This window comes from Acidovorax sp. GW821-FHT11A03 (genome assembly GCF_058809075.1).
The window spans coordinates 1-23944 of record NZ_JBXASG010000001.1 but is presented as its reverse complement, the minus strand read 5'-3'; the positions used below and the strand labels follow the sequence as shown (position 1 = coordinate 23944).

Sequence of the window (23944 nt, the reverse complement as noted above, 5' to 3'; positions counted from 1 at the left end):
TGGGCATGTGGGTGGACAGCCCGGCATTTTACCGGGCGGACCAGGGCCGCCGCCCGCCTCCAAGCAGCCGGCGGGGGGCGATGGGATAATTACGCCATGAGCATCACCATCAAAAGCGCAGAAGACATTGCCGGCATGCGCCTCGCGTGCCGCCTGGCCTCCGAAGTGCTGGACTACGTCGCCCCCCACATCAAGCCCGGCATCACCACCAAGGAAATCGACCGCCTGGGTGCCGAATGCATGGCCCAGCAGGGCACCATCTCGGCCACCGTGGGCTACCAGCCGCCCGGCTACCCGCCCTACCCCGCCTCGCTGTGCACCTCGGTCAACCATGTGGTGTGCCACGGCATCCCCAACGACAAGCCGCTCAAGAAGGGCGACATCGTCAACGTGGACGTGACCGTGATCACCAAGGACGGCTGGTACGGCGACAACAGCCGCATGTACCAGATCGGCGAGTGCTCCATTGCCGCCAAGCGCCTGTGCGCGATCACCTTCGACGCCATGTGGCACGGCATCCTGCAGGTGAAGCCTGGCGCCCACCTGGGCGACGTGGGTCACGCCATCCAGAAATTCGCCGAAGGCCAGGGTTTCTCCATCGTGCGCGAGTTCTGCGGCCACGGCATCGGCCAGAAATTCCACGAAGAACCCCAGGTGCTGCACTACGGCCGCCCCGGCACGCTGGAAGAACTGGTGCCCGGCATGGTCTTCACGATCGAGCCCATGATCAACGCCGGCCGCCGCGAGGTGAAGGAGTTCGGCAACGACGGCTGGACCATCGTGACCAAGGACCACAGCCTGTCGGCGCAGTGGGAACACACCGTGCTGGTGACCGAGACGGGCTATGAGGTGATGACCCTGTCGGCCGGCTCGCCCGCGCTGCCCGCCTTCGTGACGGCCACGGCCACCTGACGGCCGGCCCGGCAACGCCTGCGCGACCGGCATTCACACTGGCTCGCACAACTCTTGCATGGCTTTTTTCATGGCACCTTATCCGCGCGCACCACGACCATGACCGAACTCCATGCCCTGCGGGACGCCTACCGCAGCGACAAAGCCGCCCTGCTCGCCGCCCTGCAGGCCACGGGCGCCTCCACGCGTGGCATCCGCGTGCTGCTGCGCAAGCTCTCCACGCTGGCCGGCGCCCTGCTGCACACGCTGTGGCAGCGGGCGCAGCTCCCAGCGGACATGGCGCTGGTGGCCGTGGGGGGCTTCGGGCGCGACCAGCTTTTCCCCTATTCGGATGTCGACGTCCTGCTGCTGATGCCCGATGGAAGCGCCCCCGAGGCCGGCAGCGAGCTGCGCACGCGGCTGGAGGGCTTCATCGGCAGCTGCTGGGATGCGGGCCTGGAGATCGGCTCCAGCGTACGCACCGTGGCCGAATGCCTGGCCGAAAGCGCGGGCGATGTCACCGTGCAGACATCGTTGCTCGAATCGCGCCTGGTGTGCGGCAACGCGGCGCTGTTCGCCGAATTCCAGCGCCAGTACCGCCTGCAGATGAACCCGCAGGCCTTCCTGGTAGCCAAGACGCTGGAGATGCGCCAGCGCCACAACAAGTACGAGAACACGCCCTACTCGCTGGAGCCCAACTGCAAGGAGTCGCCCGGCGGGCTGCGCGACCTGCAGATGATCCTGTGGGTGGCGCAGGCCGCGGGCCTGGGCCGCAACTGGAAGGAACTGGCCGCCAGCGGCATGGCCACCGCCTTCGAGGTGCGCCAGATCGAGCGCAACGAGGCAGTGCTCTGCCTCATCCGCGCGCGCCTGCATGCAGCCGCCGGGCGGCATGAGGACCGCCTGGTGTTCGACCTGCAGACCGCCGTGGCCGAGTCCTTCGGCTACCGCTCGCAGGCGCCCGACGGCTCGCGCCTGCCCATGCGCGCCAGCGAAAGCCTGATGCGGCGCTACTACTGGGCGGCCAAGGCCGTGTCGCAGCTCAGCCAGATCCTGCTGCTGAACATCGAGGAACGCCTGAACCCCTCGACCCACGAGCCGCGCCCCATCAACGAGCGCTTCTTCGAGAAGGCCGGCCTGATCGAGGTGGCCAGCGACGACCTGTACGAGCGCGACCCGCACGCCATCCTCGAAACCTTCCTGCTCTACCAGACCACCGTGGGGCTCAAGGACCTGTCGGCGCGCACGCTGCGCGCGCTGTACAACGCACGCGGCGTGATGGACGGAGCGTTCCGCCGCGACCCGGTCAATCGCGCCAACTTCATGCGCATCCTGCAGCAGCCCTCGGGCATCACGCATGCCATGCGCCTCATGAACCAGACCTCGGTGCTCGGGCGCTACCTGTGGGTCTTCCGGGGCATCGTGGGGCAGATGCAGCACGACCTGTTCCATGTGTACACGGTCGACCAGCACATCCTCATGGTGCTGCGCAACGTGCGCCGTTTCTTCATGGCCGAGCACGCGCACGAATACCCGTTCTGCTCGCAGCTCGCGGGCGGGTGGGACAAGCCGTGGATCCTGTACGTCGCGGCGCTGTTCCACGACATCGGCAAGGGCCGCGGCGGCGACCATTCGCAGATCGGCGCCGTCGAGGTGCGGCGCTTCTGCCGCCAGCATGGCGTGGACCGTGAAGACGCCAGGCTCATCGAGTTCCTGGTCAGCGAACACCTGTCGATGAGCCGGATCGCCCAGAAGGAGGACCTCTCCGACCCGGACGTGATCGCGGCATTCGCCCAGCGCGTGGGCAACGAACGCTACCTGACCGCGCTGTACCTGCTCACGGTGGCCGATATCCGGGGCACCAGCCCCAAGGTCTGGAACGCCTGGAAGGGCAAGCTCCTCGAAGACCTGTACCGCGCCACGCTGCGCACGCTGGGTGGCCGGGCGCCGGATGCCGCCGCCGAGATCGAAGCGCGCAAGCGCGAGGCGCTGGTGCTGCTGGCCCTGAGCGCCCTGCCCTTCGAGGCCCACAAGGCCCTGTGGGCCACGCTGGATGTGAGCTACTTCATGCGCCACGAAGCGGCGGACATCGCCTGGCACACGCGCCACCTGTCGCGCCATGTGGGCACGGCCAGGCCCGTGGTGCGCGCGCGCCAGTCGCTGGCGGGCGATGGCCTGCAGGTGATGGTGTATGCCGCCGACCAGGCGGACCTGTTCGCGCGCATCTGCGGCTATTTCGACCGCGCGGGCTTCAGCATCCTGGATGCGCGCGTGCACACCGCGAACAACGGCTATGCGCTCGACACCTTCCAGGTGGTGGCCTCGTCGCAGGCGGGGCACTACCGCGAACTGACCCATATGGTCGAAAGCGACCTGGTGCGCGTGATCGAGGCGGGCGGGCCGCTGCCCGAACCCGCGCGCCGGCGGGTGTCACGCCGCGTGAAGAGCTTTCCGGTGGCCCCGCGCGTCACGCTGCGCCCCGACGAAAAGGCGCAGCGCTGGCTGCTGGCCATCTCCGCCAGCGACCGTGCGGGCCTGCTGTACCTGGTGGCGCGCATCCTGGCGCAGCACCACCTGAGCGTGCAGTTGGCCAAGGTCAGCACCCTGGGCGAACGTGTCGAAGACACCTTCCTGGTCCAGGGCCCCGAACTGCAGAACAATGCACGCCAGATCGAGATCGAAACCGAACTGCTGCGCGAGCTGGCTGACTGACTGACTGACTGACTAGCGGCCTACCGCATCCCGTCTCCGGCCTCCGGGCGGGCAGTGGATCCCCTCACGAGAAGGCTGCGCGCCAAGATGCTATTCCATTGATAGCATCCATCGCATGCCAATCAAGCGCCAGGGCGCATTTCCCCCTGTTGCCGAATGCTGAAGTGCGCCAAGGCTAGCGCTTGCCTTGCGCCCATCTTGAGCCTATAACAGCCACATGCATGTGGCGCGTTCATGGCGCCCACGGTGCCTGCCAGCCGCGTTGCGCCACCGCACCCGGGCAGGCGACCCGGCGCCCTGCCGGGACTGCCCACGCAGCCCCCAAGGAGCCAGCATGTACAAGCACATCCTGATGCCCTCCGACGGTACGGCGCTGTCGGAAGCGGCCATCCTGCGCGGCATGCGCTTTGCCCGCGAAGCCCACGCCAAGGTCACCGGCTTTTATGCCCTGCCCGAATTCCATGCACTTGCGTACCACACCGCCATGCTGGAACACACGCGCAAGAGCCAGGAAGACCAGGCCCGGGCGAGGGCCGAGGAGGTCCTGAACTACATCCGGGAGACCGCGGCACAGTACAGCGTGCCATGCGACACCCTGACCAGCATCAGCGACCATCCGTACGAAGCCATCATCGACGCCGCGCACGCGCAGGGCTGCGACCTGATCCTGATGGCCTCGCATGGCCGCCGCGGCCTCCAGGGCATCCTGCTGGGAAGCGAGACCCTCAAGGTCCTCACGCACAGCAAGATCCCGGTGCTCGTGCACCGTTGACCCCAAAGCGGGCGCTGGTTCCGCCCGTCAGTCGTCCTCGGCGGCGCTAATGTCGGGGAAGAGCACTTCCGTGAAGCCGAACTGCGTGAAATCGCGCACCCGCATCGGGTACAGCTTGCCAACGAGGTGGTCGCACTCGTGCTGCACCACACGGGCATGAAAGCCGTCCACCGTGCGGTCTATGCGGTCGCCGTAAGGATCGAACCCCGTGTAGCGGATGCGCGCCCACCGGGGGACCTTGCCGCGCAGCCCCGGCACGGAAAGGCAGCCTTCCCAGTCCTCCTCTTCTTCATCGCCCAGCGGCGTGATGACGGGATTGAGCAGGACGGTGGGAGGAATCACCGGGCGCTCGGGGTAGCGCGGATTGCGTTCGCCGGAGCCAAAGATCACGAGCTGCAGATCCACGCCGATCTGCGGCGCGGCAAGCCCCGCCCCATTGACGGAGCGCATGGTGTCGAACATGTCCCGCACCAGAAGATGAAGATCGTCTGTATCGAATGCAGTCACGGGCTGGGCAACGCGCAGCAGGCGCGGATCGCCCATCTTCAGGATGGTGTGGATGGTCATCGGTGTGAAATTTCTGCGAAAGCGGCTGGCGCGCGCCAGCCTGCGGCAGCATAGCGCGTGTCGGCGCGCCGCGCAGCGGCCGCGCCCATTCACAATACCGGCATGGACTCTCCTCCAGACCAGGCCTCCACCGACACGGCCCCGCCCCTGCGCCCCTTGCCATGGCCCGCCCGCTGGCTGCTGCTGGTCTTTGCCGTGGCGTGCCTGGCGATGGGCATCATCGGCGTCATCGTTCCCGGGCTGCCCACCACGGTGTTCATTCTCATGGCCGCATGGGCTGCGGCCCGCAGTTCGCCCCGGCTGTACCGCTGGCTCTGGAACCACCGCCTGTTCGGCCCGCTCTTGCGCAACTGGGCCCAGGGAGGCTGCGTGAGCCGGCGCGCCAAATGGAGCGCCACGTGCCTCATGGCGCTGAGTGGGATCGTGCTGTTTGCGACGGGCACGCGCACCTGGATCGCCGTGCTCGCCATCACCTGCATGGCGTGCGTGCTGGCCTGGCTGTGGCGCAGGCCCGAGCCGCAGTGAGCGAATGGGCAGCATCGACAGCCAGGCATGCGCCCCGCACTCCCGGCCGGGGCACCATGCAAATCGTCAGGCACATCCGCGAAGCGGCTGGAGCCCAATTTTTATGTATATAATCTAAGTCTTGTTCCTCGATAGCTCAGTCGGTAGAGCGCCGGACTGTTAATCCGTAGGTCCCTGGTTCGAGCCCAGGTCGAGGAGCCAAGAATTTGCAGGCCCTGCATGTGTACGCGGGGCCTTTTACATACCGATCATTCCTCGATAGCTCAGTCGGTAGAGCGCCGGACTGTTAATCCGTAGGTCCCTGGTTCGAGCCCAGGTCGAGGAGCCACTCAGAAAGCCCACCATGCCCACGCATGGTGGGCTTTTTTGTCGCCGGCTTCATCCGCGCCGCGCACGCCCGGGTTGCCGGACAATAAGCCAGTCTCCTTGTCGTTGTTGTTGTTTACCCGCGCACCATCCCATGCCCCCGCAATTGCCCTGGCTGGAACCCGAAGACCGTCTGCCGCATCCCGCGACCGCATGGGGACCGCAGGACCCCGCACCCGGGCTCCTGGCGGCAGGTGGCGCGCTGGCGGTGGCGCAGTTGCGGGCGGCATACGCCCAGGGCACCTTTCCCTGGTACGGCCCGGGGCAGCCCATCCTGTGGTGGGCCCCCGATCCCCGCATGGTGCTGCCCACCGCGGAGTTCAGGCTGCACCGCTCCCTGCGCAGGACGCTGCAGGCATTCCGCACCGATGCAGCCTGCCAGATCCGCGTGGACCATGCTTTCCGGGAAGTCATCACGGCCTGCGCCACCAAGGAACGCGATGGCCAAGTGGGCACCTGGATCGTGCCCGAGATGATCGAAGCCTACATCCGCCTCCATGCGGCAGGGTATGCCCACAGCGTCGAGACCTGGGTTGAAGGACGGCTGGTGGGCGGCCTGTACTGCGTGGCCCTCGGCCAGGCAGTGTTCGGCGAATCGATGTTCGCCCACGCCACGGACGCATCGAAGATCGCGCTCGCGGCCCTGGTGGGCCTGTGCCGCCACCACGGCGTTGCGATGATCGACTGCCAGCAGAACACGCGCCACCTCGCCTCCCTGGGAGCCCGGGAGATTCCCCGCGCGCAGTTCCTGGCCGAGATCCAGAAGACCCAGCACCTTCCGCCACCGCCCTGGGCCTTCGACCCCGTATACTGGAACGGGCTGCTGCCCTCCACCGTGTCCACGGCATGACGCAACTCAACGACCTTCCACTGCAAACCCTGCAGTTCTATGCGACAGCCCCCTACCCCTGCAGCTACCTGCCGGACAGACAGGCTCGGTCGCAGGTGGCCACGCCCAGCCACCTGATTCAGAGCGACATGTATTCCGACCTCGTCGCCAAGGGGTTCCGGCGCAGCGGCATGTTCACCTACCGTCCCTACTGCGATGGCTGCCAGGCCTGCACTCCGCTGCGCGTGCTCGTGAATGAGTTCCAACCCGATCGAAGCCAGCGGCGAGCGACCGTTCGACATGGCGGCCTGCAGGCGCGCGTGCTGCGCCTGTGCTTCGTGCCCGAGCACTACCAGCTCTACCTGCGCTACCAGAATGGCCGCCACGCGGGCGGCGGCATGGACCATGACAGCATCGACCAGTACACCCAGTTCCTGCTGCAAAGCCGGGTGAATTCGCGCCTCGTGGAGTTCCGCGAAACGGATGCCAGCGGCGAGCCCGGCGCGCTCAAGATGGTATCCATCCTGGATGTGCTCGACGACGGGCTTTCCGCGGTCTACACCTTCTACGAGCCCGAGCCCCACTGCAGCTACGGCACCTACAACGTGATGTGGCAGATCGCGCAGGCGCGCTCCCTGGGGCTCCCCCATGTCTATCTGGGCTACTGGATCGAAGCCAGCCCCAAGATGAACTACAAGGCCCGCTTTCACCCCCACGAAGTCCGCACCGATGGCGCGTGGCACCGCGCCGGCCGCCATGCGGAACAAGGCGCCTGAATGCAGGATTGAATTTCACAAGATAAAATGCTGCGGCCCTCATTGCATCGCCGCCCATGAAAAAAATCGATCCCAGCATTCCTGCCAAACCCAGCGTTCAGGTGCTTGAACGCATGTTTACGCTGATCGATGTGCTGGCGTCGCGCGAGGAGGCGATCTCCCTCAAGGAAATCAGCGAGAAGACGGGGCTGCACCCCTCCACCACGCACCGCATCTTGAACGACCTCACGATCGGCCGCTTCGTGGACCGGCCGGAATCCGGCAGCTACCGGCTGGGCATGCGCCTGCTGGAACTAGGCAACCTCGTCAAGGCGCGCCTGAGCGTGCGCGATGCCGCCCTGACCCCCATGCGCAACCTGCACAAGCTGATCCAGCAACCGGTCAATCTGAGCATGCGGCAGGGGGATGAGATTGTCTACGTGGAGCGCGCCTACAGCGAGCGCTCGGGCATGCAGGTGGTACGCGCCATCGGCGGGCGCGCCCCCCTGCACCTGACATCGACGGGCAAGCTCTTCCTGGCCCTGGACGATCCCCAGCGCGTGCGGGCCTACGCCACGCGCACCGGGCTGGCGGGACACACGCGCAACAGCATCACCCAGCTGCCCAACCTTGAGCGCGAACTCGCCAAGGCACGGCAGTACGGGATTGCCCGCGACAACGAGGAACTGGAGCTGGGCGTGCGCTGCATGGCCGCCGGCGTCTATGACGACCAGGGCAAGCTGGTGGCGGGTCTGTCGATATCGGCCCCGGCGGACCGGCTGGACGAAGGGTGGCTGCCCAAATTGCAAGCCACGGCCAACGAGATCTCGCTCGCGCTGGGCCACGTACCCACCAGCACCGAGGCATCGGCATCCAGCGAAGCCGGCTTGCGTGCAGGCCTTCGCTGAGCGGCGCACCACGACCCCAGAAGCCACCACGCATGAAAAAGCCGACACAGGCGGGCAATGCCTGGTCGGCCCATGGATGATCAATGCGCTTCGATGGCACCACGGCCCCGGCGGGGCCGCTGGCGAGGGAAGCTAGCTGCCGCTATCGGCTAGCCATTGCTTCCGGCCCGGGCCTGCAACGGGGTCGCCAGGGATGGCATCGACTCCACCCAGTGGCGCACGCGCTCCGCATCCCCCAGCCGGCTGAACTTGCCCGCGGAATCCAGAAACACCATGATGAGCTTGCGCCCGGCGATCTGCGTCTGCATCACAAGGCAGCGGCCCGCCTCGGAGATATAGCCCGTCTTTTGCAGTCCGATATCCCAGGTGGGGTTCTTTACCAGCCCGTTGGTATTGTTGTACTGCAGCGTTCTCGGGCCCACGGCCACCTCATAGCCCGGAGACGTGGACAGCTCGCGCAGCAAGGGATCGCTGTGCGCCACATTCACCAAGGTGGCCAGGTCCCGGGCGCTGGACTGGTTGCGGCTCGACAGCCCCGTGGGCTCCACATAGCGGGTGTCGGTCATGCCCAGCAAACGGGCCTTGGCGTTCATCTGCGCCACGAAAGCCTCCAGGCCACCAGGATAGGTACGGCCCAGCGCATGCGCAGCCCGGTTCTCGCTGGACATGAGGGCCAGATGCAGCATCTCGCCCCGGGTCAGCGTGGAACCCACCGTCAGGCGCGAGCGGCTGCCCTTTTCCGTATCGACGTCGTCCTGCGTGATGGTGATCGGTTCATCCATCGGCAGCTTGGCCTGGGAAATGAGCATCCCGGTCATGAGCTTGGTCAGGGACGCGATGGGCAGCACCGCATGGTCATTCTTGCTCAGCAGGACCTCGTGCGTGTCCTGGTCGATGACCAGGGCCACACTCGACTTCAGATCCAATGGATCGTTGACCTCGTGCAGGCCCGCCATCTGCCCGAAGGACTGCTTGGCCGGCACGAACGCCACGCGGGTGGCGGCCTTGGAGGTCTTGGCCGTCACGCGCACGGCCCTGGTGGAGGCAGCAGCCACCTTGCGGGGCGCAACGCCCCGTTTGGCAGTGGCCGTGCTGATCTGCTGTTTTTTGTCCGAGGCTTTCTTGCGCTCGCCTGCGTGCGCGGCCGGGGCAGCCAGGACGGCGCTCACGGCGACAACGCTCAAAATTTGAAAGAAACGGCTCACTGCGGCGCGGTGGCGATGGTGCATCAAAGTGCTCCAAACGGTAATAGGTGTTGAGCAGTGTACAGAATCAAAAAAAGTCGCGCAAGATCAATGCCTTGCGCGACTTTCCGAGAAAGTGAATGAAATTATAAATTGTTCATTCAGCCTTGTGCAGCCACCCGGTCAGCTTTACTTTGTAACTTGTTCAGCGCGCTGAGGTATGCCTTGGCCGAAGCCACCACGATGTCCGGATCCGCGCCCACGCCATTGACCACGCGGCCGCTGTTTTGCAGGCGCACCGTGACCTCGCCCTGGCTCTCGGTCGAGCCGCTGATGGCATTGACCGAGTACAGCACCATCTCCGCCCCGCTCTTGACGTGCGATTCAATGGCCTTGAGCGAGGCGTCCACGGGGCCGTTGCCTTCGGATTCGCCGCGCACCTCATGGCCGTCGACCGTGAAGACGATGCGCGCGCGGGGGTGCTCACCCGTTTCGCTCTGCTGGAAAAGGGAGACAAAGCCGTACTGCTCCTTCTCGCTGGTCACGCTCTCGTCGCTGACCAGCGCCAGGATGTCCTCATCGAAGATTTCGCTCTTGCGGTCCGCCAACTCCTTGAAGCGGGTGAACGCCGTATTGACCTCGGTTTCGCTCTCCAGGCTCACGCCCAGTTCCTGCAGGCGCTGCTTGAAGGCATTGCGGCCGCTCAGCTTGCCCAGCACGATCTTGTTGGCGCTCCAGCCCACGTCCTCGGCGCGCATGATCTCGTAGGTGTCGCGCGCCTTGAGCACGCCATCCTGGTGGATGCCCGAGGCATGTGCGAACGCGTTGGCGCCCACCACGGCCTTGTTGGGCTGCACCACGAAACCGGTGGTCTGGCTGACCATGCGGCTGGCGGCCACGATGTGCTGCGTGTCGATGTTGAGGTCGAGGTTGAAATAGTCCCGGCGGGTCTTGACCGCCATCACCACCTCTTCGAGCGAGCAGTTGCCCGCGCGCTCGCCCAGGCCGTTGATCGTGCACTCCACCTGGCGCGCACCGCCGATCTTCACGCCAGCGAGCGAGTTGGCCACCGCCATGCCCAGGTCGTTGTGGCAGTGCACGGACCAGACGGCCTTGTCGCTGTTGGGGATGCGCTCGCGCAGCGTCTTGATGAAGTTGCCATAGAGCTCGGGGATGGCGTAGCCCACGGTGTCGGGCACGTTGATGGTGGTGGCGCCTTCCGCGATCACGGCCTCCAGCACCCGGCACAGGAAATCGGGATCGCTGCGGTAGCCATCCTCGGGGCTGAACTCGATGTCGGCCACCAGGTTGCGGGCGAAACGCACCGACTGCTTGGCCTGCTCCAGCACCTGCTCGGGCGTCATGCGCAGCTTCTTCTCCATGTGCAGCGGGCTCGTGGCGATGAAGGTATGGATGCGCGCGCTGTTGGCGCCCGCCAGGGCCTCCGCCGCGCGCGCGATGTCGCGGTCGTTGGCGCGCGACAGCGAGCAGATGGTCGATTCCCTGATCGCATTGGCGATGGCCTGCACGGCTTCGAAGTCGCCGTTGGAGCTGGCCGCGAAACCGGCTTCGATCACGTCCACCTTCAGGCGCTCGAGCTGGCGCGCGATGCGCAGCTTCTCGTCCTTGGTCATCGAGGCGCCGGGGGATTGCTCGCCATCGCGCAAGGTGGTGTCGAAAATGATCAGTTTGTCAGCCATGTTGTTCTCCTGGTATCGGTGGGTGGGGTTCCCGCAACGTCAAAAATCTGGCGCCCAAAACAAAAGGCCCGCTGCGGGTGCATACGGGCCTGTGTGGAAAAAGTGTGCGCGTGCGCTTACTGTCTCCGCCCGTGGGGAGGTAGCAGTAGGGCCAGTGCAAACGTGTTCATGCGATGCAATGTAGCACAAGTCACGACCCGCCGCCGTGGTCACTTGTGGAGTCCGCGCTCATCGGGTTCATCGGTCGACGTGCTGATCACGCTGCTGTGCTGGCCCTTGGCCTTGCGCCAGGCATAGACGCCGTAGCCGCTCAGCCCATAGCAGACGAACACGCCGAAAAGCACGATGGGGGGATGAATGTTGATGACCGCGATGCCCAGCGCTATCAGCACGATGGCGGCAAAGGGCACGCTCTTCTTCATCTGCACGTCCTTGAAGCTGTAGAACGGCACGTTGGTCACCATGGTGAGTCCCGCATACAGCGTGAAGGCGAACATGACCCAGGTGGTCTGCGTCCAGGTCAGCCACAGGTCTTCTCCCGGATGCACCCCCAGCTCCGTCATGAGCCAGATGAAGCCGGCCACCAGGGCGGCGGCGGCTGGCGAAGGCAGTCCCTGGAAGTAGCGCTTGTCCACCACGCTGGTATTCACATTGAAGCGCGCAAGGCGCAAGGCCGCGCAGGCGCAGTACACGAACGCGGCGATCCAGCCCCAGCGGCCCAGGCCCTGGAGCGACCACTCATAGGCGATCAGCGCGGGCGCCGCCCCAAACGAGACCATGTCGGACAGCGAATCCATCTGCTCGCCAAACGCGCTCTGCGTATTGGTCATGCGCGCCACGCGCCCGTCCAGGCTGTCCAGCACCATGGCGCAGAAGACGCCCACCGCCGCCATGTCGAACCGGCCGTTCATGGCCATCACGATCGAATAGAAACCACCGAACAGGGCCGCCAGCGTGAACAGGTTGGGCAGGATGTAGATGCCTTTGCGCCGCTTGCGCACCATCACACCGGGGTTGTCGGTGGATTCATTGCCGTCATGCATCAGATAGACCTCCAGCGCTTGCCTATATTGCGCAAGCTGCTATTAAATTTATAGTTTTCAACCCTGACCCACGGAACAGGCGGCGCGCCGCACGCGCAAAAGGCGAAGGCCGCAGTGTAGCGCCTGCCAACACGGCGTCCCGCCAAAGGAAGCGCCCCAGCCCCCGGCACAGGTGAGCGCGCGCCCAAGCAGCGGGCGGGCTTTGCGCCAGGGGGTGGCCCGGCAACAAAAAAGGCCACTGTGAAGTGGCCTTTTCGTGCTTCGCACAGGAGATCAGTTGCGGGTCTGGTCGACCAGCTTGTTCTTGGCGATCCAGGGCATCATGGCGCGCAGCTTGCCGCCCACCACTTCGATGCTGTGGTCGGCGGTGTTGCGGCGGCGGGCCGTCATGCTCGGGTAGTTCAGGCGGCCTTCCTGGATGAACATCTTGGCGTAGTCGCCGTTCTGGATGCGCTTCAAGGCATTGCGCATGGCGGCGCGCGACTGCTCGTTGATCACTTCGGGGCCGGTCACGTACTCGCCGTACTCGGCGTTGTTCGAGATCGAGTAGTTCATGTTGGCGATGCCGCCTTCGTAGATCAGGTCCACGATGAGCTTGAGTTCGTGCAGGCATTCGAAGTAGGCCATCTCGGGGGCATAGCCGGCTTCGACCAGGGTTTCATAGCCCATCTTGATCAGCTCGACGGCGCCGCCGCACAGCACGGCCTGCTCGCCGAACAGGTCGGTCTCGGTTTCTTCCTTGAAGTTGGTCTCGATGATGCCGGCCTTGCCGCCACCATTGGCCATGGCGTACGACAGGGCCAGGTCGCGGGCCTTGCCGGACTTGTCCTGGTGCACGGCCACCAGGTGGGGCACGCCGCCGCCCTGGGTGTAGGTGTTGCGCACGGTGTGGCCAGGGGCCTTGGGAGCGACCATCCACACGTCCAGGTCGGCACGGGGCACGACCTGGTTGTAGTGCACGTTGAAGCCGTGGGCAAAGGCCAGCGAGGCGCCCTGCTTGATGTTCGGGGCCACGTTGTTGGTGTAGACCTCGGCGATCTGCTCGTCGGGCAGCAGGATCATGACCACGTCGGCGGCCTTGACGGCGTCGTTCACTTCCATCACGTTCAGGCCGGCCTTGCCAACCTTGTCCCACGAGGCACCGCCCTTGCGCAGGCCGACCACCACCTTCACGCCGCTGTCGTTCAGGTTCTGTGCATGGGCGTGGCCCTGCGAGCCGTAGCCGATGATGGCAACGGTCTTGCCCTTGATCAGGCTCAGGTCACAGTCTTTGTCGTAGAAAACTTTCATGGGTTGCTCCGGTTGAAATGCGTTGTTCGGGTTGAAAAATAAAACGGGGTATTGTCCTGGAAAGCGCTCAGGCGCCTTTTCAGACACGCAGGATGCGTTCGCCTCGGCCGATGCCGCTGGCACCGGTGCGCACGGTTTCCAGGATGGCCGTGCGGTCGATGGCCTGCAGGAAGGCATCGTTCTTGGCCTGGTCGCCGGTGAGCTCGATGGTGTAGCTCTTCTCGGTCACGTCGATGATGCGGCCACGGAAGATGTCGGCCATGCGCTTCATCTCCTCGCGCTCCTTGCCCACGGCGCGCACCTTCACCATCATGAGCTCGCGCTCGGTGTAGGCGCCTTCGGTGAGGTCGACCACCTTGACCACCTCGATGAGGCGGTTCAGGTGCTTGGTGATCTGCTCGATCACGTCGTCGGAGCCCGTGGTCTGGATCGTCATGCGCGAGAGCGATGGATCCTCGGTGGGCGCCACGGTGAGCGATTCGATGTTGTAGCCACGGGCGGAGAACAGGCCCACCACGCGCGAGAGCGCGCCGGGTTCGTTTTCCAGCAGAACGGCAATGATGTGTTTCATGATGAAGAGATTCCTCTTTTCGCTGCCCTCCCCCGTGCACGGTAATGCACGGGCTTGGCAGGCAATAGATTCGTCAAAAAGTGATAGCTATCAAATTGATAGCTGCTTGCGCTTGCCAATCAAGCGCTGGAGCCCGATTTTGCTTAAAGGTCTTCCGACCCCAGCAGCATTTCGGTGATGCCCTTGCCGGCCTGCACCATCGGGAACACGTTCTCGGTGGGGTCGGTGCGGAAGTCCATGAACACCGTGCGGTCCTTGAGCTTGCGGGCTTCGCGCAGCGCGGGCTCCACGTCCTTGGGATGCTCGATGAGCATGCCCACATGGCCGTAGGCCTCGGCCAGCTTCACGAAGTTGGGCAGCGCGTCCATGTAGCTGTGGCTGTAGCGGCCGGAGTACTCGATCTCCTGCCACTGGCGCACCATGCCCAGGTAGCGGTTGTTCAGCGAGCAGATCTTGATCGGCGTGTTGTACTGCAGGCAGGTGGACAGCTCCTGGATGTTCATCTGCACCGAGCCTTCGCCCGTGATGCAGAAGACCTCGGAGTCCGGCTTGGCCAGCTTGATGCCCATGGCGTAGGGAATGCCCACGCCCATGGTGCCCAGGCCGCCCGAATTGATCCAGCGGCGCGGCTCGTCGAAACGGTAGTACTGCGCGGCCCACATCTGGTGCTGGCCCACGTCGGACGTGATGTAGGTGTCCGCATCCTTGGTCATGTTCCACAGCGTCTCGACCACATACTGTGGCTTGATGACGTCGCTGCTGCCCATGCTGTACTTGAGGCAATCGCGCTTGCGCCAGCCTTCGATGGTGTCCCACCAGGCGGCCAGAGCACCTGCGTCAGGGCGCGTGCTGCTCTCGCGGATCATGGAGATCAGCTCGGTGAGCACGTCCTTCACGTCGCCGACGATCGGGATGTCCACCTTCACGCGCTTGGAGATGCTCGACGGGTCGATGTCCACGTGGATGATCTTGCGGTCGTTCTGCGCGAAATGCTTGGGGTTGCCGATCACGCGGTCGTCGAAGCGCGCGCCCACGGCCAGCAGCACGTCGCAGTTCTGCATCGCGTTGTTGGCCTCGATGGTGCCGTGCATGCCCAGCATGCCCAGGAACTTGCGGTCCGACGCGGGATAGGCGCCCAGGCCCATCAGCGTGTTGGTGACCGGATAGCCCAGCATGTCCACCAGCGTGCGCAGCTCATTGGTGGCATTGCCCAGCAGCACGCCGCCGCCGGTGTAGATGTAGGGGCGCTTGGCAGCCAGCAGCAACTGCAGCGCCTTGCGGATCTGGCCGCCGTGGCCCTTGCGCACGGGGTTGTACGAGCGCATTTCCACCGACTGCGGGTAGCCGCTGTAGGGCACCTTCTTGAACGAAACGTCCTTGGGCACGTCCACCACCACGGGGCCGGGGCGGCCGGTGCGGGCGATGTGGAAGGCCTTCTTCATCGTCATGGCCAGATCGCGCGGGTCCTTGACGAGGAAGTTGTGCTTGACGATGGGGCGGGTGATACCGACCGTGTCGCACTCCTGGAAGGCGTCCAGCCCGATGGCGGGCGTGGGCACCTGGCCGGAGATGATCACCATGGGGATCGAATCCATGTACGCCGTGGCGATGCCGGTGACCGCATTGGTCAGGCCGGGGCCCGAAGTGACCAGGGCCACGCCGACTTCGCCGGTGGCGCGCGCATAGCCGTCGGCGGCGTGCACGGCGGCCTGTTCGTGGCGCACCAGCACGTGCTGGATGGTGTCTTGCTTGTAGAGCGCGTCGTAGATATAGAGGACGGCGCCGCCAGGATAGCCCCAGATGTACTGGACGTTCTCGGCCTGGAGCGACTTGATGAGGATCTCGGAACCCATGAGGTCCTGCGAGCCGGAATTGGGAGAAGCATTGCCCTGCGTGGCAGCGGCAGCTGAAGTGAGTTCAGCCTTGGAGATTTCCATGATCGATCAACCTTTGTGAATTTCTCTGACGAAAAACCTTGGGTGCCCCTCGCACGCGCTCTTGTGAAGCCAGCTTGGAACTTGAGGCCAAGGACATGGGCGGGATGATTGCCGCGCCGGACCGTGACCCGTTTGCCTTTTGAATTGCAGCAGCGATTATCGCACTGCAACACATGTAAAACCGCAGGCAGCCTAAAAAAACCCCGGCGGATGCGATAATCAAAGGCTCCACGTGCCGGATAGCCACATTTTTGCGCTCTCACCGGCACCGATCCCCTCCCGGGCTGACCCGTCTTGGCAACCGAACAAGAACTCTCCGACTTCCTCAAAAGTGTAGAAAAGCGCGCTTTCAAGCGTTCGGTCTACCACGTTCGCAATGAGGAAGCGGCGCTCGACATCGTGCAGGACAGCATGCTCAAGCTGGCGGAGCACTACGGCGACAAGCCGGCGGCGGAGCTGCCCATGCTGTACCAGCGGATCCTGTCCAACTGCACCCTGGACTGGTTCCGGCGCCAGAAGACCCGCAATGCACTGTTTTCGAGCATGAGCGACTTCGAGGGCCCCGGCGAAGATGGCATGGATTTTGATCTGCTGGAGGCGTATTCAGGACCGGATGGTGGAGAACGGGCGGAGAGCGCCGAGGATCTGACCCGCCGGGCGCAGATCTTCCACGGTATCGAGGCTGAAATCGCCGAGCTTCCGCCACGTCAACGGGAAGCGTTCCTCATGCGTTACTGGGAAGAAATGGATGTTGCAGAAACGGCGGCCGCCATGGGCTGCTCCGAAGGCAGTGTCAAGACGCACTGTTTTCGTGCCATACAAACCCTCAGCAAGGCACTGAAGGCCAAAGGAATCGAGCCATGAACACTGTACAGACCCCATCGACACAGGCAGAAGCTGCGGCAGAGCGCTTTGCGCTGCGCGTCGCGTCGCGGTTGTCCAGCGGCACCGCCGAATTGCCTTATGACATTTCCGAGCGGCTGCGCGCCTCGCGCGTGCAGGCGCTGGCCAAGCGCAAGAAAGACATCGTGCCGGTGCGCCTGGCGGCCCCTGCGGCCGTCATCCACGGCGCGGGCGGCAGCGCCACGCTGGGCCGCGGCGGCAGTGAAGGCGGTGGCTGGTGGAGTGCGCTGGTTTCCGCCGTTCCCCTGATGGCCCTGGTGGTGGGCCTGGTCGTGATCAACATTGCCCAGGACGAAAGCAGTGCCAATGACGTGGCCGAGGTGGATGCCGCGCTGCTGACCGATGATCTGCCACCCGCAGCCTACGCAGACCCGGGCTTCGTACAATTTCTCAAGACCTCCGCGCAGCCGAACTGAGCTGCCCGACACCGTACTGCATGCACCCAAGCCCTTCTGACGCTTCCCCCGCCCTGCCAGCCTTCGTGCTGGCTTTGGCGCTCTTGGGCGTGCTCGCGGCGGTGGGTGGCCAGGTGCTGGTGCAGATGCGCATGGCACCCGGCACCCTGCTGCCCGCCGGCGCGGAAGCGGCCGTGGCCAGCCCCAACAACGCGCGCTCGCCCACGCGCCATGGCACCTCGATGGTGCCGCAGGTCGAGACCGGTCCGGGCTGGGAGACCTTGACCACGCCCCAGAAGCTGGCGCTGTACCCGCTCGCAGAGCGTTGGGCGCTGATCAGCGAGGCGCAAAAACGCCGCTGGCTCGCGCTGGCGGCCAATTTCTCCGCGCTCCCCGAGGAAGAACAGGCCAAGTTCCACGACCGCATGGCGGACTGGGCCAGCCTGAGTGCCCAGCAGCGCAACCAGGCCCGGTTGAACTACGCGGTCACCAATCGCCTCGCCCCCGACGACAAGCGCGCCCAGTGGGAGGCCTACCTGGCCCTGTCCGAGGAAGAAAAACGCGCGCTGGCGGCCCGTGCGGCGCCCAAGCCCAAGGGCGCCGCCACGGCGCTGCGGCCCGTGTCGCCCAAGAAACTGGCCCAGGTGCCAGCGGCCACGCAGGCCAACCCCAGCCGTCCGAATGCGCCCAAGATTCCCCCCGTGCTGGACCACAGCCTCCCGCGCGTGGCAGCGCCGGTGACGCCCGCGGCGCCACCCGCATCGGGCGTGCCCACGCAGAATCCGGCCTCCACGGTGGTGGAGACCGCGCCCATCTCGGTGCCCGTGGCGGTTCCGGCGGCGCTGGCACCGCTGGGCGCAGGCTCCGCGGAAGCACCCGCCGCCCCGGCTCCCATCGTCACACCCGACAATTCCGGCCTGTATCCTCAGTAGACCGCCGGCCGGCCTTTCCCGCCTTGCTCCTGCCTCGCTTTCGCCCCCTGGAATGACCGCCTCCCCTCCCGCCCGCACGCCGCCGGCCGCCCCCGCCTCCCCTGCGCCTTCAGCCGCCGGCATCGGCGCGACGACGCCCAACCTGTGGCGCCGCATGGCGTGCTGGCTGTACGAGGGCATGCTGATGTTCGGGGTGGTCTTCATCGCAGGCTACCTGTTCGGCACCCTGAGCCAGACCCGCCACGCGCTGGACAACCGGCATGCCCTGCAGGCCTTCCTGTTCGTGGTGTTTGGCATCTATTTCACCTGGTTCTGGGCCAAGGGCCAGACCCTGGCCCAGAAGACCTGGCTCATCCGCGTGGTGGACACCGCAGGGCGCCCCATCACCCAGGCGCGCGCCCTGCTGCGCTACCTGCTCAGCTGGGTCTGGTTCCTGCCGCCGCTGGCCGCCTACCTGTTCGGCGTGCCCGCCCTCGAGGTGCTGGTGCTGCTGTTCGGCTGGGTCGCCATCTGGGCCATCCTGAGCCGGTTTCATCCCCAGCGGCAGTTCTGGCATGACGCGCTGGCCGGCACCCGCCTGGTGCACTTCGAGCTGCCAAAAAAGTAGCCCCCGCCACCCCTTCGCCGTGCCAGCTGTCACGCGGGTGCGAGACAATGCCCGGACCATGTCCCTATCTCCGCCGCAGCCCGTCGCGCCCGCCAACCCCCAGAAAGCCCGCTCGGGCCTGAACCGCATCTGGCACGCCGCCGGCTATTCGCTGGAAGGCCTGCGCGCGGGCTGGAACGAAAAGGCGTTCCGCCAGGAGGCCATTGCCGCCATGGTGCTGCTGCCCCTGTCGCTGTGGCTGGGGCGCAGCTGGGTGGAGGTGGCGCTGCTGGCAGGCTCCGTGGTGATCGTGATGATCGTGGAGCTGCTCAACACTGGCATCGAGACCGCCATCGACCGCATCGGCCCCGAATGGCACGACCTTTCAAAACGCGCCAAGGACATGGGCAGCGCCGCCGTGCTGCTGGCGCTGCTGCTGTGCATGGGCATCTGGGGCGCGGCTGTTTTTCAGAGGATCTTCCATGGTTGAACCGGCATTTTCAGTGTGTGTGTACTGCGGCTCGCGCCCTGGCGAGAACCCGGCCTTCGCCCAGGCCGCCAAGGCCGTGGGCCAGTGGATCGGCCAACGTGGCGGGCAGCTGGTGTATGGCGGTGGGCGCAGCGGACTGATGGGCACGGTGGCCGAGGCCACCCGCGTGGCGGGCGGGCGCGTGGTGGGCGTGATTCCGCAGGCGCTGGTGGACAAGGAGCTGGCCAACCGCCTGTGCGACGAGCTTCACATCGTGCAGACCATGCACGAGCGCAAGGCGATGATGGCCGAGCGCAGCGACGCCTTCCTAGCCCTGCCCGGCGGCATCGGCACCTTCGAAGAGCTGTTCGAGGTGTGGACCTGGCGCCAGCTGGGCTACCACGACAAGCCGCTGGGCCTGCTCAATGTCGCGGGCTACTACGACGCGCTGATGGGCTTCCTGGACCACAGCGTGGCCAGCGGCTTCATGGGCGAATGGCAGATGGGACTGCTGCATGCGTCCGCCGACGCCGATGCGCTGCTGCGCACGCTGGTGCAGTCCGCCGGCCCCGGTCAGGCGCCGGTGCCGCTGCGTGCCGTGATCTGACGGCCGGGCCGCGCGGGTACGGGGTCACCCCCGCATCGCGCTGCCGGCACCCACACAACAAAACAAAAGCGAAAGGGGCGGTTTTCCGCCCCTTTCGCTTTGTGCCTTGTCCTTGTGTGTCTTGCGTGCCTTGTCCTTGTGTGTCTTGCGTGCCTTGTCCTTGTGTGTCTTGCGTGCCTTTTCCTTGCGGGAGCCCGTGCGGCCCCGGCCAGGCGGGCGCGACCCCTCAGACCGCGGCGTCGTCCAGGTCGCCGGTGCGGATGCGCACCACGCGCTCCACCGAGGTGACGAAGATCTTGCCGTCGCCGATCTTGCCCGTGCGCGCGACGCTCACGATGGCATCCACGCAGCGGTCCACGTCTTCGCTCTTCACGACGACCTCGACCTTCACCTTGGGCAGGAAGTCCACCACGTATTCAGCGCCCCGGTACAGCTCGGTGTGTCCCTTCTGGCGGCCAAAGCCCTTCACCTCGGTCACGGTGAGGCCGGTCACGCCACATTCAGCCAGGGCTTCGCGGACTTCTTCGAGCTTGAAGGGCTTGATGACGGCGGTGATCATTTTCATGGCGGGTCTCCTGGAGGATGCAAAAAATGGGGGCTGAAAGCGCAGCGCGGAAGCGTCACGCCCTGAATTTGCTGGTGATAGGGTAACGCCAGTCCTTGCCGAAGCTGCGGCGCGTGACGCGAATCCCTACGGGAGCCTGGCGGCGCTTGTACTCGTTGAGCTTGATGAGGCGCGTCACACGCTCCACATCGGCGCGCGCAAAACCGCTGGCGATGATGGACTCGATGGGCTCATCGTTCTCCATGTAGCGCGCCACGATGGCGTCCAGCACTTCGTAGGGCGGCAGGCTGTCCTGGTCTTTCTGGTCGGGGCGTAGCTCGGCGCTGGGCGGGCGGGTGATGATGCGCTCGGGAATGGGACTGGCGCCCGTGCCGTACGGATCGTTGGCGTTGCGCCAGCGCGCCAGGTCGAACACCCGTGTCTTGGCCACGTCCTTGATCACCGCGAAGCCACCCGCCATGTCGCCATACAGCGTGCAGTAGCCCGTGGACATCTCGCTCTTGTTGCCCGTGGTGAGCACGATGGCGCCGAACTTGTTGGACAGCGCCATGAGCAGCGTGCCCCGGATGCGCGCCTGCAGATTTTCCTCGGTGGTGTCCTCGGCCAGACCCGCGAAGTCGCTCGCCAGCGCGGCCTTGAAGGCCTCGAACTGCGGCTTGATGGAGATCTCGTCGTAGCGCACGCCCAGGCGGGCAGCCATGTCGCGCGCATCGATCCAGCTGATGTCGGCCGTGTAGGGCGACGGCATCATCACCGTGCGCACCTTGTCGGCGCCCAGCGCGTCCACGGCAATGGCCAGCACCAGGGCCGAGTCGATGCCGCCCGAGAGCCCCAGCAGCGCGCCCGGAAATCCGTTCTTGCCCACATAGTCCCGCACCCCCAGCACCAGGGCGTCCCACAGGTCCGCCTCCAGGCTTTTCTCCGGCGCGATGTCTGCTTCAATTTTGATAGCATCCTGCGCTTTCTGGACTTGCGCAAAGACCAGTTTTTCTTCAAACCCAGGACCACGACCAGCCACCGAGCCGTCGGCGTTGAGCGCGAAAGAGCGGCCCTCGAACACCACCTCGTCCTGCCCGCCCACCAGGTGGGCGTACACCAGCGGCAGGCCGGTCTCGGCCACGCGTTCGCGCATGGTCTGCTCGCGTTCGGCGCTCTTGCCCAGGTGGAAGGGCGATGCATTGATGACCGCCAGCAGCTGCGCGCCCGCGGCCGCCGCATCGTGCGCCGGCGCGGCGAACCAGGCGTCCTCGCAGACCAGCAGGCCCACCCGCACGCCCTCCACCTCGAACACGCAGGGCGCGCTGCCCGCCACGAAGTAGCGGCGCTCGTCGAACACCTGGTAGTTGGGCAGCTCGCGCTTGGCGTAGGTCTGCTCGATGCGGCCCTCGCGCAGCACGCTGGCGGCATTGAGGCAGGCGCTGAACGCAGGCGCATCGGGCGACACCGCCTGCGGATGGCCCAGCACGATGGCCAGGCCTTTCAACCCTGCCGTCTCGCGGGCCACGGTTTTCACGGCATCATCGCAGGCCGCGATGAAGGCCGGGCGCAGGAACAGGTCTTCGGCGGCATAGCCACAGATGGCGAGTTCGGGCGTGAGCAGCAGCCGGGCACCCCGGGCATGGGCTTCGCGGGCCGCGGCAATGATCTTCTGCGCGTTCTGGGGCATGTCGCCCACGACAAAGTTGAGCTGCGCAGTGCAAATGGAGAGCGTCATGGAACTGGAATCGGCCCCTGCGGCCAGGTTGAATACCGCCACTGCGGACCCGCGGCACCGGGGGTGGAGCGGGGGATCGCATGGCTGAAGCCGCCATTATCGCCCGCGTACTCGCATCCCCGCTCGACGTCGGGGCCGACGCCTGGAACGCCCTGCTCGCCCGGCAAAGCCACCCCACGCCCTTCATGCGGCACGAATACCTGGCCGCCCTGCACGAAAGCGGCAGCGCCACGCCACGCACCGGCTGGGCCCCCCGGTTCATGACCCTGTGGGAGGACGGCACGCTGATCGCGGCCTGCCCCCTGTACCTCAAGAGCCATTCGTACGGAGAGTATGTGTTCGACTGGGCGTGGGCCAGCGCGTATGAGCAGCACGGCGTGCCGTACTACCCCAAGGCCGTCGTGGCCGTGCCTTTCACGCCCGTGCCCGGTACGCGCCTGATGGCGCGCGACGAGGCCACGCGCGCGCTGCTGGTGCAGGCCGTGTGCCAGTGGTGCGGGGAGGAAAACGTCTCTTCCGTGCATGTGCTGTTTGCCAGCGACGACGACGCGCGGACCTGCGCGGGGCGCGACCTGATGCTGCGGCACACCGTGCAATTCCACTGGAAGAACCAGGCTCCCGCGCCCGGCGGCGGGGACGGCTACCGCAGCTTCGACGAATTCCTCGCCAGCCTGTCCCAGGAAAAACGCAAGAAGATCCGCCAGGAACGCCGCCGCGTGGCCGATGCGGGCGTTACGTTCCGGTGGGCGCGCGGCACGGACATCCCGCAGGCGGACTGGGATTTCTTCTACCGCTGCTACGAGCGCACCTACCTCGAGCACGGCAACCCGCCCTACCTCACGCGCGACTTCTTCGCGCGCATGGCCGCGCAGCTGCCCGGCGCCTGGCTGCTTTTCATCGCCGAACGCAACGGGCGGCCCATTGCCAGCAGTCTGATAGCTGTCGGCGCGGATTCATCAAGCGCCAGCGGCCCAAACGCCCATGAACCCGTGGCGTATGGCCGCTACTGGGGGGCGCTGGAGCGCGTGGACTGCCTGCATTTCGAGGCCTGCTACTACCAGCCCCTGCAGTGGTGCATCGAACACGGCGCGCGGCGCTTTGAAGGCGGTGCCCAGGGTGAACACAAGATGGCCCGCGCGCTGCTGCCGGTGCAGGCCACCAGTGCCCACTGGCTGGCGCACCCGGCCTTCGCCGAAGCGGTGGAGCGGTTCCTGGCGCGCGAAAGCGAAGGCGTCCAGCACTACCTGGACGAACTGCAGGAGCGCAGCCCATTCAGGCAGGCGCCGCCGGGGGCTGAGGCCAGGGCCGCCTTGGCTCCGCACGGCGCCGGCACGGGCTGAGGGAAAGGCCGCAGCCCCAGCCCCGTCTCCTTCCGGCCCCTTCCAGCCCGGGCGCGTGTCAGAAGCTCTCCCAGTCATCCTCCGCGCCCGCCGCCACGGGCTGCGGTGCGGGCGCCTTCGGCCTGGCCGCCGCGATGGAAGGTGGCCGCGCGGCGGGGGCCGCCTTGCCGCCGGCGGGGCGCATCGCGGCACCCGCCGCCCGCAGGGCGGGCCGGGGCGGCGCCGCGACGGCGGCGGCAGCAGCGGCGGCCACGGGCCGGGACTGGTCGGACGAGAGCTTGAACACCGCCACCGCGCCCACCAGCGCCTGGGCCTGCTGGCTCAGGCTGCTGGCGGCCGCGGCCATTTCCTCCACCAGGGCCGCGTTCTGCTGCGTCACCTGG

General features: G+C 65.9%; 23 protein-coding genes, 2 tRNA genes and 1 pseudogene. 16 read left to right on the top strand and 10 right to left on the bottom strand.

Translation table 11 applies throughout. From position 1 onward, the window contains the following. Positions 1 to 96 precede the first annotated feature (96 nt). The 3 genes from map (at position 97) to AC1RVY_RS00120 (ending at position 4375) form a co-directional block, all read left to right on the top strand. Positions 97 to 912: a type I methionyl aminopeptidase gene (map, locus tag AC1RVY_RS00130; RefSeq protein ID WP_492804748.1), complete on the top strand. Its 816-nt coding sequence runs from the start codon at positions 97 to 99 to the stop codon at positions 910 to 912. 99 nt (positions 913 to 1011) lie between these two features. Beyond that, positions 1012 to 3603, top strand: coding sequence for a [protein-PII] uridylyltransferase (locus tag AC1RVY_RS00125; protein WP_369642747.1), 2592 nt, complete (start codon positions 1012 to 1014; stop codon positions 3601 to 3603). A 334-nt stretch (positions 3604 to 3937) separates the two neighbouring features. Then, positions 3938 to 4375 carry a universal stress protein gene (locus AC1RVY_RS00120; RefSeq protein WP_218294565.1) on the top strand — a complete coding sequence of 146 codons (438 nt, stop codon included), beginning with the start codon at positions 3938 to 3940 and terminating at the stop codon, positions 4373 to 4375. A 27-nt stretch (positions 4376 to 4402) separates the two neighbouring features. Here the strand turns inward: AC1RVY_RS00120 and def are convergent, their stop codons facing one another. Continuing rightward, a complete protein-coding gene (gene def, locus AC1RVY_RS00115; protein WP_218294564.1) occupies positions 4403 to 4942 on the bottom strand; it encodes a peptide deformylase in 540 nt (179 codons plus the stop codon). 102 nt (positions 4943 to 5044) lie between these two features. Here def and AC1RVY_RS00110 point away from each other — a divergent pair, with 102 nt between their 5' ends. From AC1RVY_RS00110 to AC1RVY_RS00085, 6 genes are all read left to right on the top strand, one after another. Next, positions 5045 to 5467 (top strand): YbaN family protein, encoded by a 423-nt coding sequence (locus AC1RVY_RS00110; protein ID WP_369642748.1) that lies wholly within the window; start codon positions 5045 to 5047, stop codon positions 5465 to 5467. A 125-nt stretch (positions 5468 to 5592) separates the two neighbouring features. Then, positions 5593 to 5668 (top strand) — tRNA-Asn (locus AC1RVY_RS00105). 51 nt (positions 5669 to 5719) lie between these two features. Further along, positions 5720 to 5795, top strand: a tRNA-Asn gene (locus tag AC1RVY_RS00100). Positions 5796 to 5927: 132 nt separating this feature from the next. Continuing rightward, positions 5928 to 6683 carry a leucyl/phenylalanyl-tRNA--protein transferase gene (gene aat, locus AC1RVY_RS00095; protein ID WP_218294505.1) on the top strand — a complete coding sequence of 252 codons (756 nt, stop codon included), beginning with the start codon at positions 5928 to 5930 and terminating at the stop codon, positions 6681 to 6683. Beyond that, positions 6680 to 7438, top strand: a complete 759-nt coding sequence (locus AC1RVY_RS00090; RefSeq protein ID WP_492804745.1) for an arginyltransferase — start codon at positions 6680 to 6682, stop codon at positions 7436 to 7438. The genes aat and AC1RVY_RS00090 overlap by 4 nt, the downstream gene beginning before the upstream one ends. Positions 7439 to 7494: 56 nt before the next feature. After that, a complete protein-coding gene (locus AC1RVY_RS00085; protein WP_218294503.1) occupies positions 7495 to 8325 on the top strand; it encodes an IclR family transcriptional regulator in 831 nt (276 codons plus the stop codon). 149 nt (positions 8326 to 8474) lie between these two features. Here the strand turns inward: AC1RVY_RS00085 and pbpG are convergent, their stop codons facing one another. From pbpG to AC1RVY_RS00055, 6 genes are all read right to left on the bottom strand, one after another. Then, positions 8475 to 9554: a D-alanyl-D-alanine endopeptidase gene (gene pbpG / locus AC1RVY_RS00080; RefSeq protein ID WP_218294502.1), complete on the bottom strand. Its 1080-nt coding sequence runs from the start codon at positions 9552 to 9554 to the stop codon at positions 8475 to 8477. A gap of 116 nt (positions 9555 to 9670) precedes the next feature. Further along, the gene (locus tag AC1RVY_RS00075) at positions 9671 to 11209 is read right to left on the bottom strand and encodes a 2-isopropylmalate synthase (RefSeq protein WP_218340965.1); all 1539 of its coding nucleotides are present in this window, start codon (positions 11207 to 11209) and stop codon (positions 9671 to 9673) included. A 209-nt stretch (positions 11210 to 11418) separates the two neighbouring features. Continuing rightward, positions 11419 to 12252 (bottom strand): CDP-diacylglycerol--serine O-phosphatidyltransferase, encoded by an 834-nt coding sequence (gene pssA / locus AC1RVY_RS00070; protein WP_218294500.1) that lies wholly within the window; start codon positions 12250 to 12252, stop codon positions 11419 to 11421. Between the two features lie 273 nt (positions 12253 to 12525). Beyond that, positions 12526 to 13542, bottom strand: a complete 1017-nt coding sequence (ilvC, locus tag AC1RVY_RS00065) for a ketol-acid reductoisomerase (RefSeq protein ID WP_218294499.1) — start codon at positions 13540 to 13542, stop codon at positions 12526 to 12528. A 79-nt stretch (positions 13543 to 13621) separates the two neighbouring features. Next, positions 13622 to 14113 (bottom strand): acetolactate synthase small subunit, encoded by a 492-nt coding sequence (gene ilvN / locus AC1RVY_RS00060; protein ID WP_492804743.1) that lies wholly within the window; start codon positions 14111 to 14113, stop codon positions 13622 to 13624. Positions 14114 to 14256: 143 nt separating this feature from the next. Further along, positions 14257 to 16050 carry an acetolactate synthase 3 catalytic subunit gene (locus AC1RVY_RS00055; RefSeq protein ID WP_218294497.1) on the bottom strand — a complete coding sequence of 598 codons (1794 nt, stop codon included), beginning with the start codon at positions 16048 to 16050 and terminating at the stop codon, positions 14257 to 14259. Positions 16051 to 16344: 294 nt separating this feature from the next. On the opposite strand from AC1RVY_RS00055, the gene AC1RVY_RS00050 reads away from it, so the two are divergent. From AC1RVY_RS00050 to AC1RVY_RS00025, 6 genes are read left to right on the top strand one after another with little or no spacing between them, the layout of a single operon-like run. After that, positions 16345 to 16914: an RNA polymerase sigma factor gene (locus AC1RVY_RS00050; protein ID WP_218294496.1), complete on the top strand. Its 570-nt coding sequence runs from the start codon at positions 16345 to 16347 to the stop codon at positions 16912 to 16914. Next, positions 16911 to 17369 carry a DUF3619 family protein gene (locus AC1RVY_RS00045; RefSeq protein WP_218294495.1) on the top strand — a complete coding sequence of 153 codons (459 nt, stop codon included), beginning with the start codon at positions 16911 to 16913 and terminating at the stop codon, positions 17367 to 17369. Before AC1RVY_RS00050 ends, AC1RVY_RS00045 begins: the two co-directional genes overlap by 4 nt. Positions 17370 to 17389: 20 nt before the next feature. Beyond that, on the top strand, positions 17390 to 18280 hold the full coding sequence (locus tag AC1RVY_RS00040) for a DUF3106 domain-containing protein (RefSeq protein ID WP_218340963.1): 891 nt from the start codon (positions 17390 to 17392) through the stop codon (positions 18278 to 18280). Positions 18281 to 18332: 52 nt separating this feature from the next. Further along, a complete protein-coding gene (locus AC1RVY_RS00035) occupies positions 18333 to 18887 on the top strand; it encodes an RDD family protein (RefSeq protein ID WP_369642751.1) in 555 nt (184 codons plus the stop codon). 58 nt (positions 18888 to 18945) lie between these two features. Next, entirely contained in the window at positions 18946 to 19356 is a 411-nt protein-coding gene (locus tag AC1RVY_RS00030) for a diacylglycerol kinase (protein ID WP_218294492.1), read from the top strand. Continuing rightward, complete coding sequence (locus AC1RVY_RS00025; protein WP_218294491.1) at positions 19349 to 19942, top strand: LOG family protein; 594 nt, start codon at positions 19349 to 19351, stop codon at positions 19940 to 19942. The genes AC1RVY_RS00030 and AC1RVY_RS00025 overlap by 8 nt, the downstream gene beginning before the upstream one ends. A gap of 226 nt (positions 19943 to 20168) precedes the next feature. On the opposite strand, the gene AC1RVY_RS00020 is transcribed toward AC1RVY_RS00025, so the two are convergent. Both AC1RVY_RS00020 and AC1RVY_RS00015 read right to left on the bottom strand, forming a co-directional pair. Then, positions 20169 to 20507 carry a P-II family nitrogen regulator gene (locus tag AC1RVY_RS00020; protein ID WP_218294490.1) on the bottom strand — a complete coding sequence of 113 codons (339 nt, stop codon included), beginning with the start codon at positions 20505 to 20507 and terminating at the stop codon, positions 20169 to 20171. Between the two features lie 55 nt (positions 20508 to 20562). Next, positions 20563 to 22221, bottom strand: coding sequence for an NAD+ synthase (locus tag AC1RVY_RS00015; RefSeq protein ID WP_492804740.1), 1659 nt, complete (start codon positions 22219 to 22221; stop codon positions 20563 to 20565). Between the two features lie 80 nt (positions 22222 to 22301). Here AC1RVY_RS00015 and AC1RVY_RS00010 point away from each other — a divergent pair, with 80 nt between their 5' ends. Further along, a complete protein-coding gene (locus AC1RVY_RS00010) occupies positions 22302 to 23561 on the top strand; it encodes a GNAT family N-acetyltransferase (protein WP_218294488.1) in 1260 nt (419 codons plus the stop codon). A gap of 58 nt (positions 23562 to 23619) precedes the next feature. On the opposite strand, the pseudogene AC1RVY_RS00005 reads toward AC1RVY_RS00010, so the two are convergent. Next, positions 23620 to 23944: pseudogene (locus AC1RVY_RS00005) on the bottom strand (methyl-accepting chemotaxis protein); the annotation flags it as partial.

Bases quoted from the DNA above. Each gene is read 5' to 3' on its own strand.
- AC1RVY_RS00075 (WP_218340965.1), bottom strand. From the start codon at position 11,209: ATGGCTGACAAACTGATCATTTTCGACACCACCTTGCGCGATGGCGAG.
- AC1RVY_RS00125 (WP_369642747.1), top strand. From the start codon at position 1,012: ATGACCGAACTCCATGCCCTGCGGGACGCCTACCGCAGCGACAAAGCC.
- AC1RVY_RS00055 (WP_218294497.1), bottom strand. From the start codon at position 16,050: ATGGAAATCTCCAAGGCTGAACTCACTTCAGCTGCCGCTGCCACGCAG.
- AC1RVY_RS00120 (WP_218294565.1), top strand. From the start codon at position 3,938: ATGTACAAGCACATCCTGATGCCCTCCGACGGTACGGCGCTGTCGGAA.
- AC1RVY_RS00110 (WP_369642748.1), top strand. From the start codon at position 5,045: ATGGACTCTCCTCCAGACCAGGCCTCCACCGACACGGCCCCGCCCCTG.
- AC1RVY_RS00090 (WP_492804745.1), top strand. From the start codon at position 6,680: ATGACGCAACTCAACGACCTTCCACTGCAAACCCTGCAGTTCTATGCG.
- AC1RVY_RS00040 (WP_218340963.1), top strand. From the start codon at position 17,390: ATGCACCCAAGCCCTTCTGACGCTTCCCCCGCCCTGCCAGCCTTCGTG.
- pbpG (WP_218294502.1), bottom strand. From the start codon at position 9,554: ATGCACCATCGCCACCGCGCCGCAGTGAGCCGTTTCTTTCAAATTTTG.
- AC1RVY_RS00085 (WP_218294503.1), top strand. From the start codon at position 7,495: ATGAAAAAAATCGATCCCAGCATTCCTGCCAAACCCAGCGTTCAGGTG.
- map (WP_492804748.1), top strand. From the start codon at position 97: ATGAGCATCACCATCAAAAGCGCAGAAGACATTGCCGGCATGCGCCTC.
- AC1RVY_RS00015 (WP_492804740.1), bottom strand. From the start codon at position 22,221: ATGACGCTCTCCATTTGCACTGCGCAGCTCAACTTTGTCGTGGGCGAC.
- pssA (WP_218294500.1), bottom strand. From the start codon at position 12,252: ATGCATGACGGCAATGAATCCACCGACAACCCCGGTGTGATGGTGCGC.
- AC1RVY_RS00025 (WP_218294491.1), top strand. From the start codon at position 19,349: ATGGTTGAACCGGCATTTTCAGTGTGTGTGTACTGCGGCTCGCGCCCT.
- def (WP_218294564.1), bottom strand. From the start codon at position 4,942: ATGACCATCCACACCATCCTGAAGATGGGCGATCCGCGCCTGCTGCGC.
- AC1RVY_RS00020 (WP_218294490.1), bottom strand. From the start codon at position 20,507: ATGAAAATGATCACCGCCGTCATCAAGCCCTTCAAGCTCGAAGAAGTC.
- ilvC (WP_218294499.1), bottom strand. From the start codon at position 13,542: ATGAAAGTTTTCTACGACAAAGACTGTGACCTGAGCCTGATCAAGGGC.
- AC1RVY_RS00035 (WP_369642751.1), top strand. From the start codon at position 18,333: ATGACCGCCTCCCCTCCCGCCCGCACGCCGCCGGCCGCCCCCGCCTCC.
- ilvN (WP_492804743.1), bottom strand. From the start codon at position 14,113: ATGAAACACATCATTGCCGTTCTGCTGGAAAACGAACCCGGCGCGCTC.
- aat (WP_218294505.1), top strand. From the start codon at position 5,928: ATGCCCCCGCAATTGCCCTGGCTGGAACCCGAAGACCGTCTGCCGCAT.
- AC1RVY_RS00045 (WP_218294495.1), top strand. From the start codon at position 16,911: ATGAACACTGTACAGACCCCATCGACACAGGCAGAAGCTGCGGCAGAG.
- AC1RVY_RS00030 (WP_218294492.1), top strand. From the start codon at position 18,946: ATGTCCCTATCTCCGCCGCAGCCCGTCGCGCCCGCCAACCCCCAGAAA.
- AC1RVY_RS00010 (WP_218294488.1), top strand. From the start codon at position 22,302: ATGGCTGAAGCCGCCATTATCGCCCGCGTACTCGCATCCCCGCTCGAC.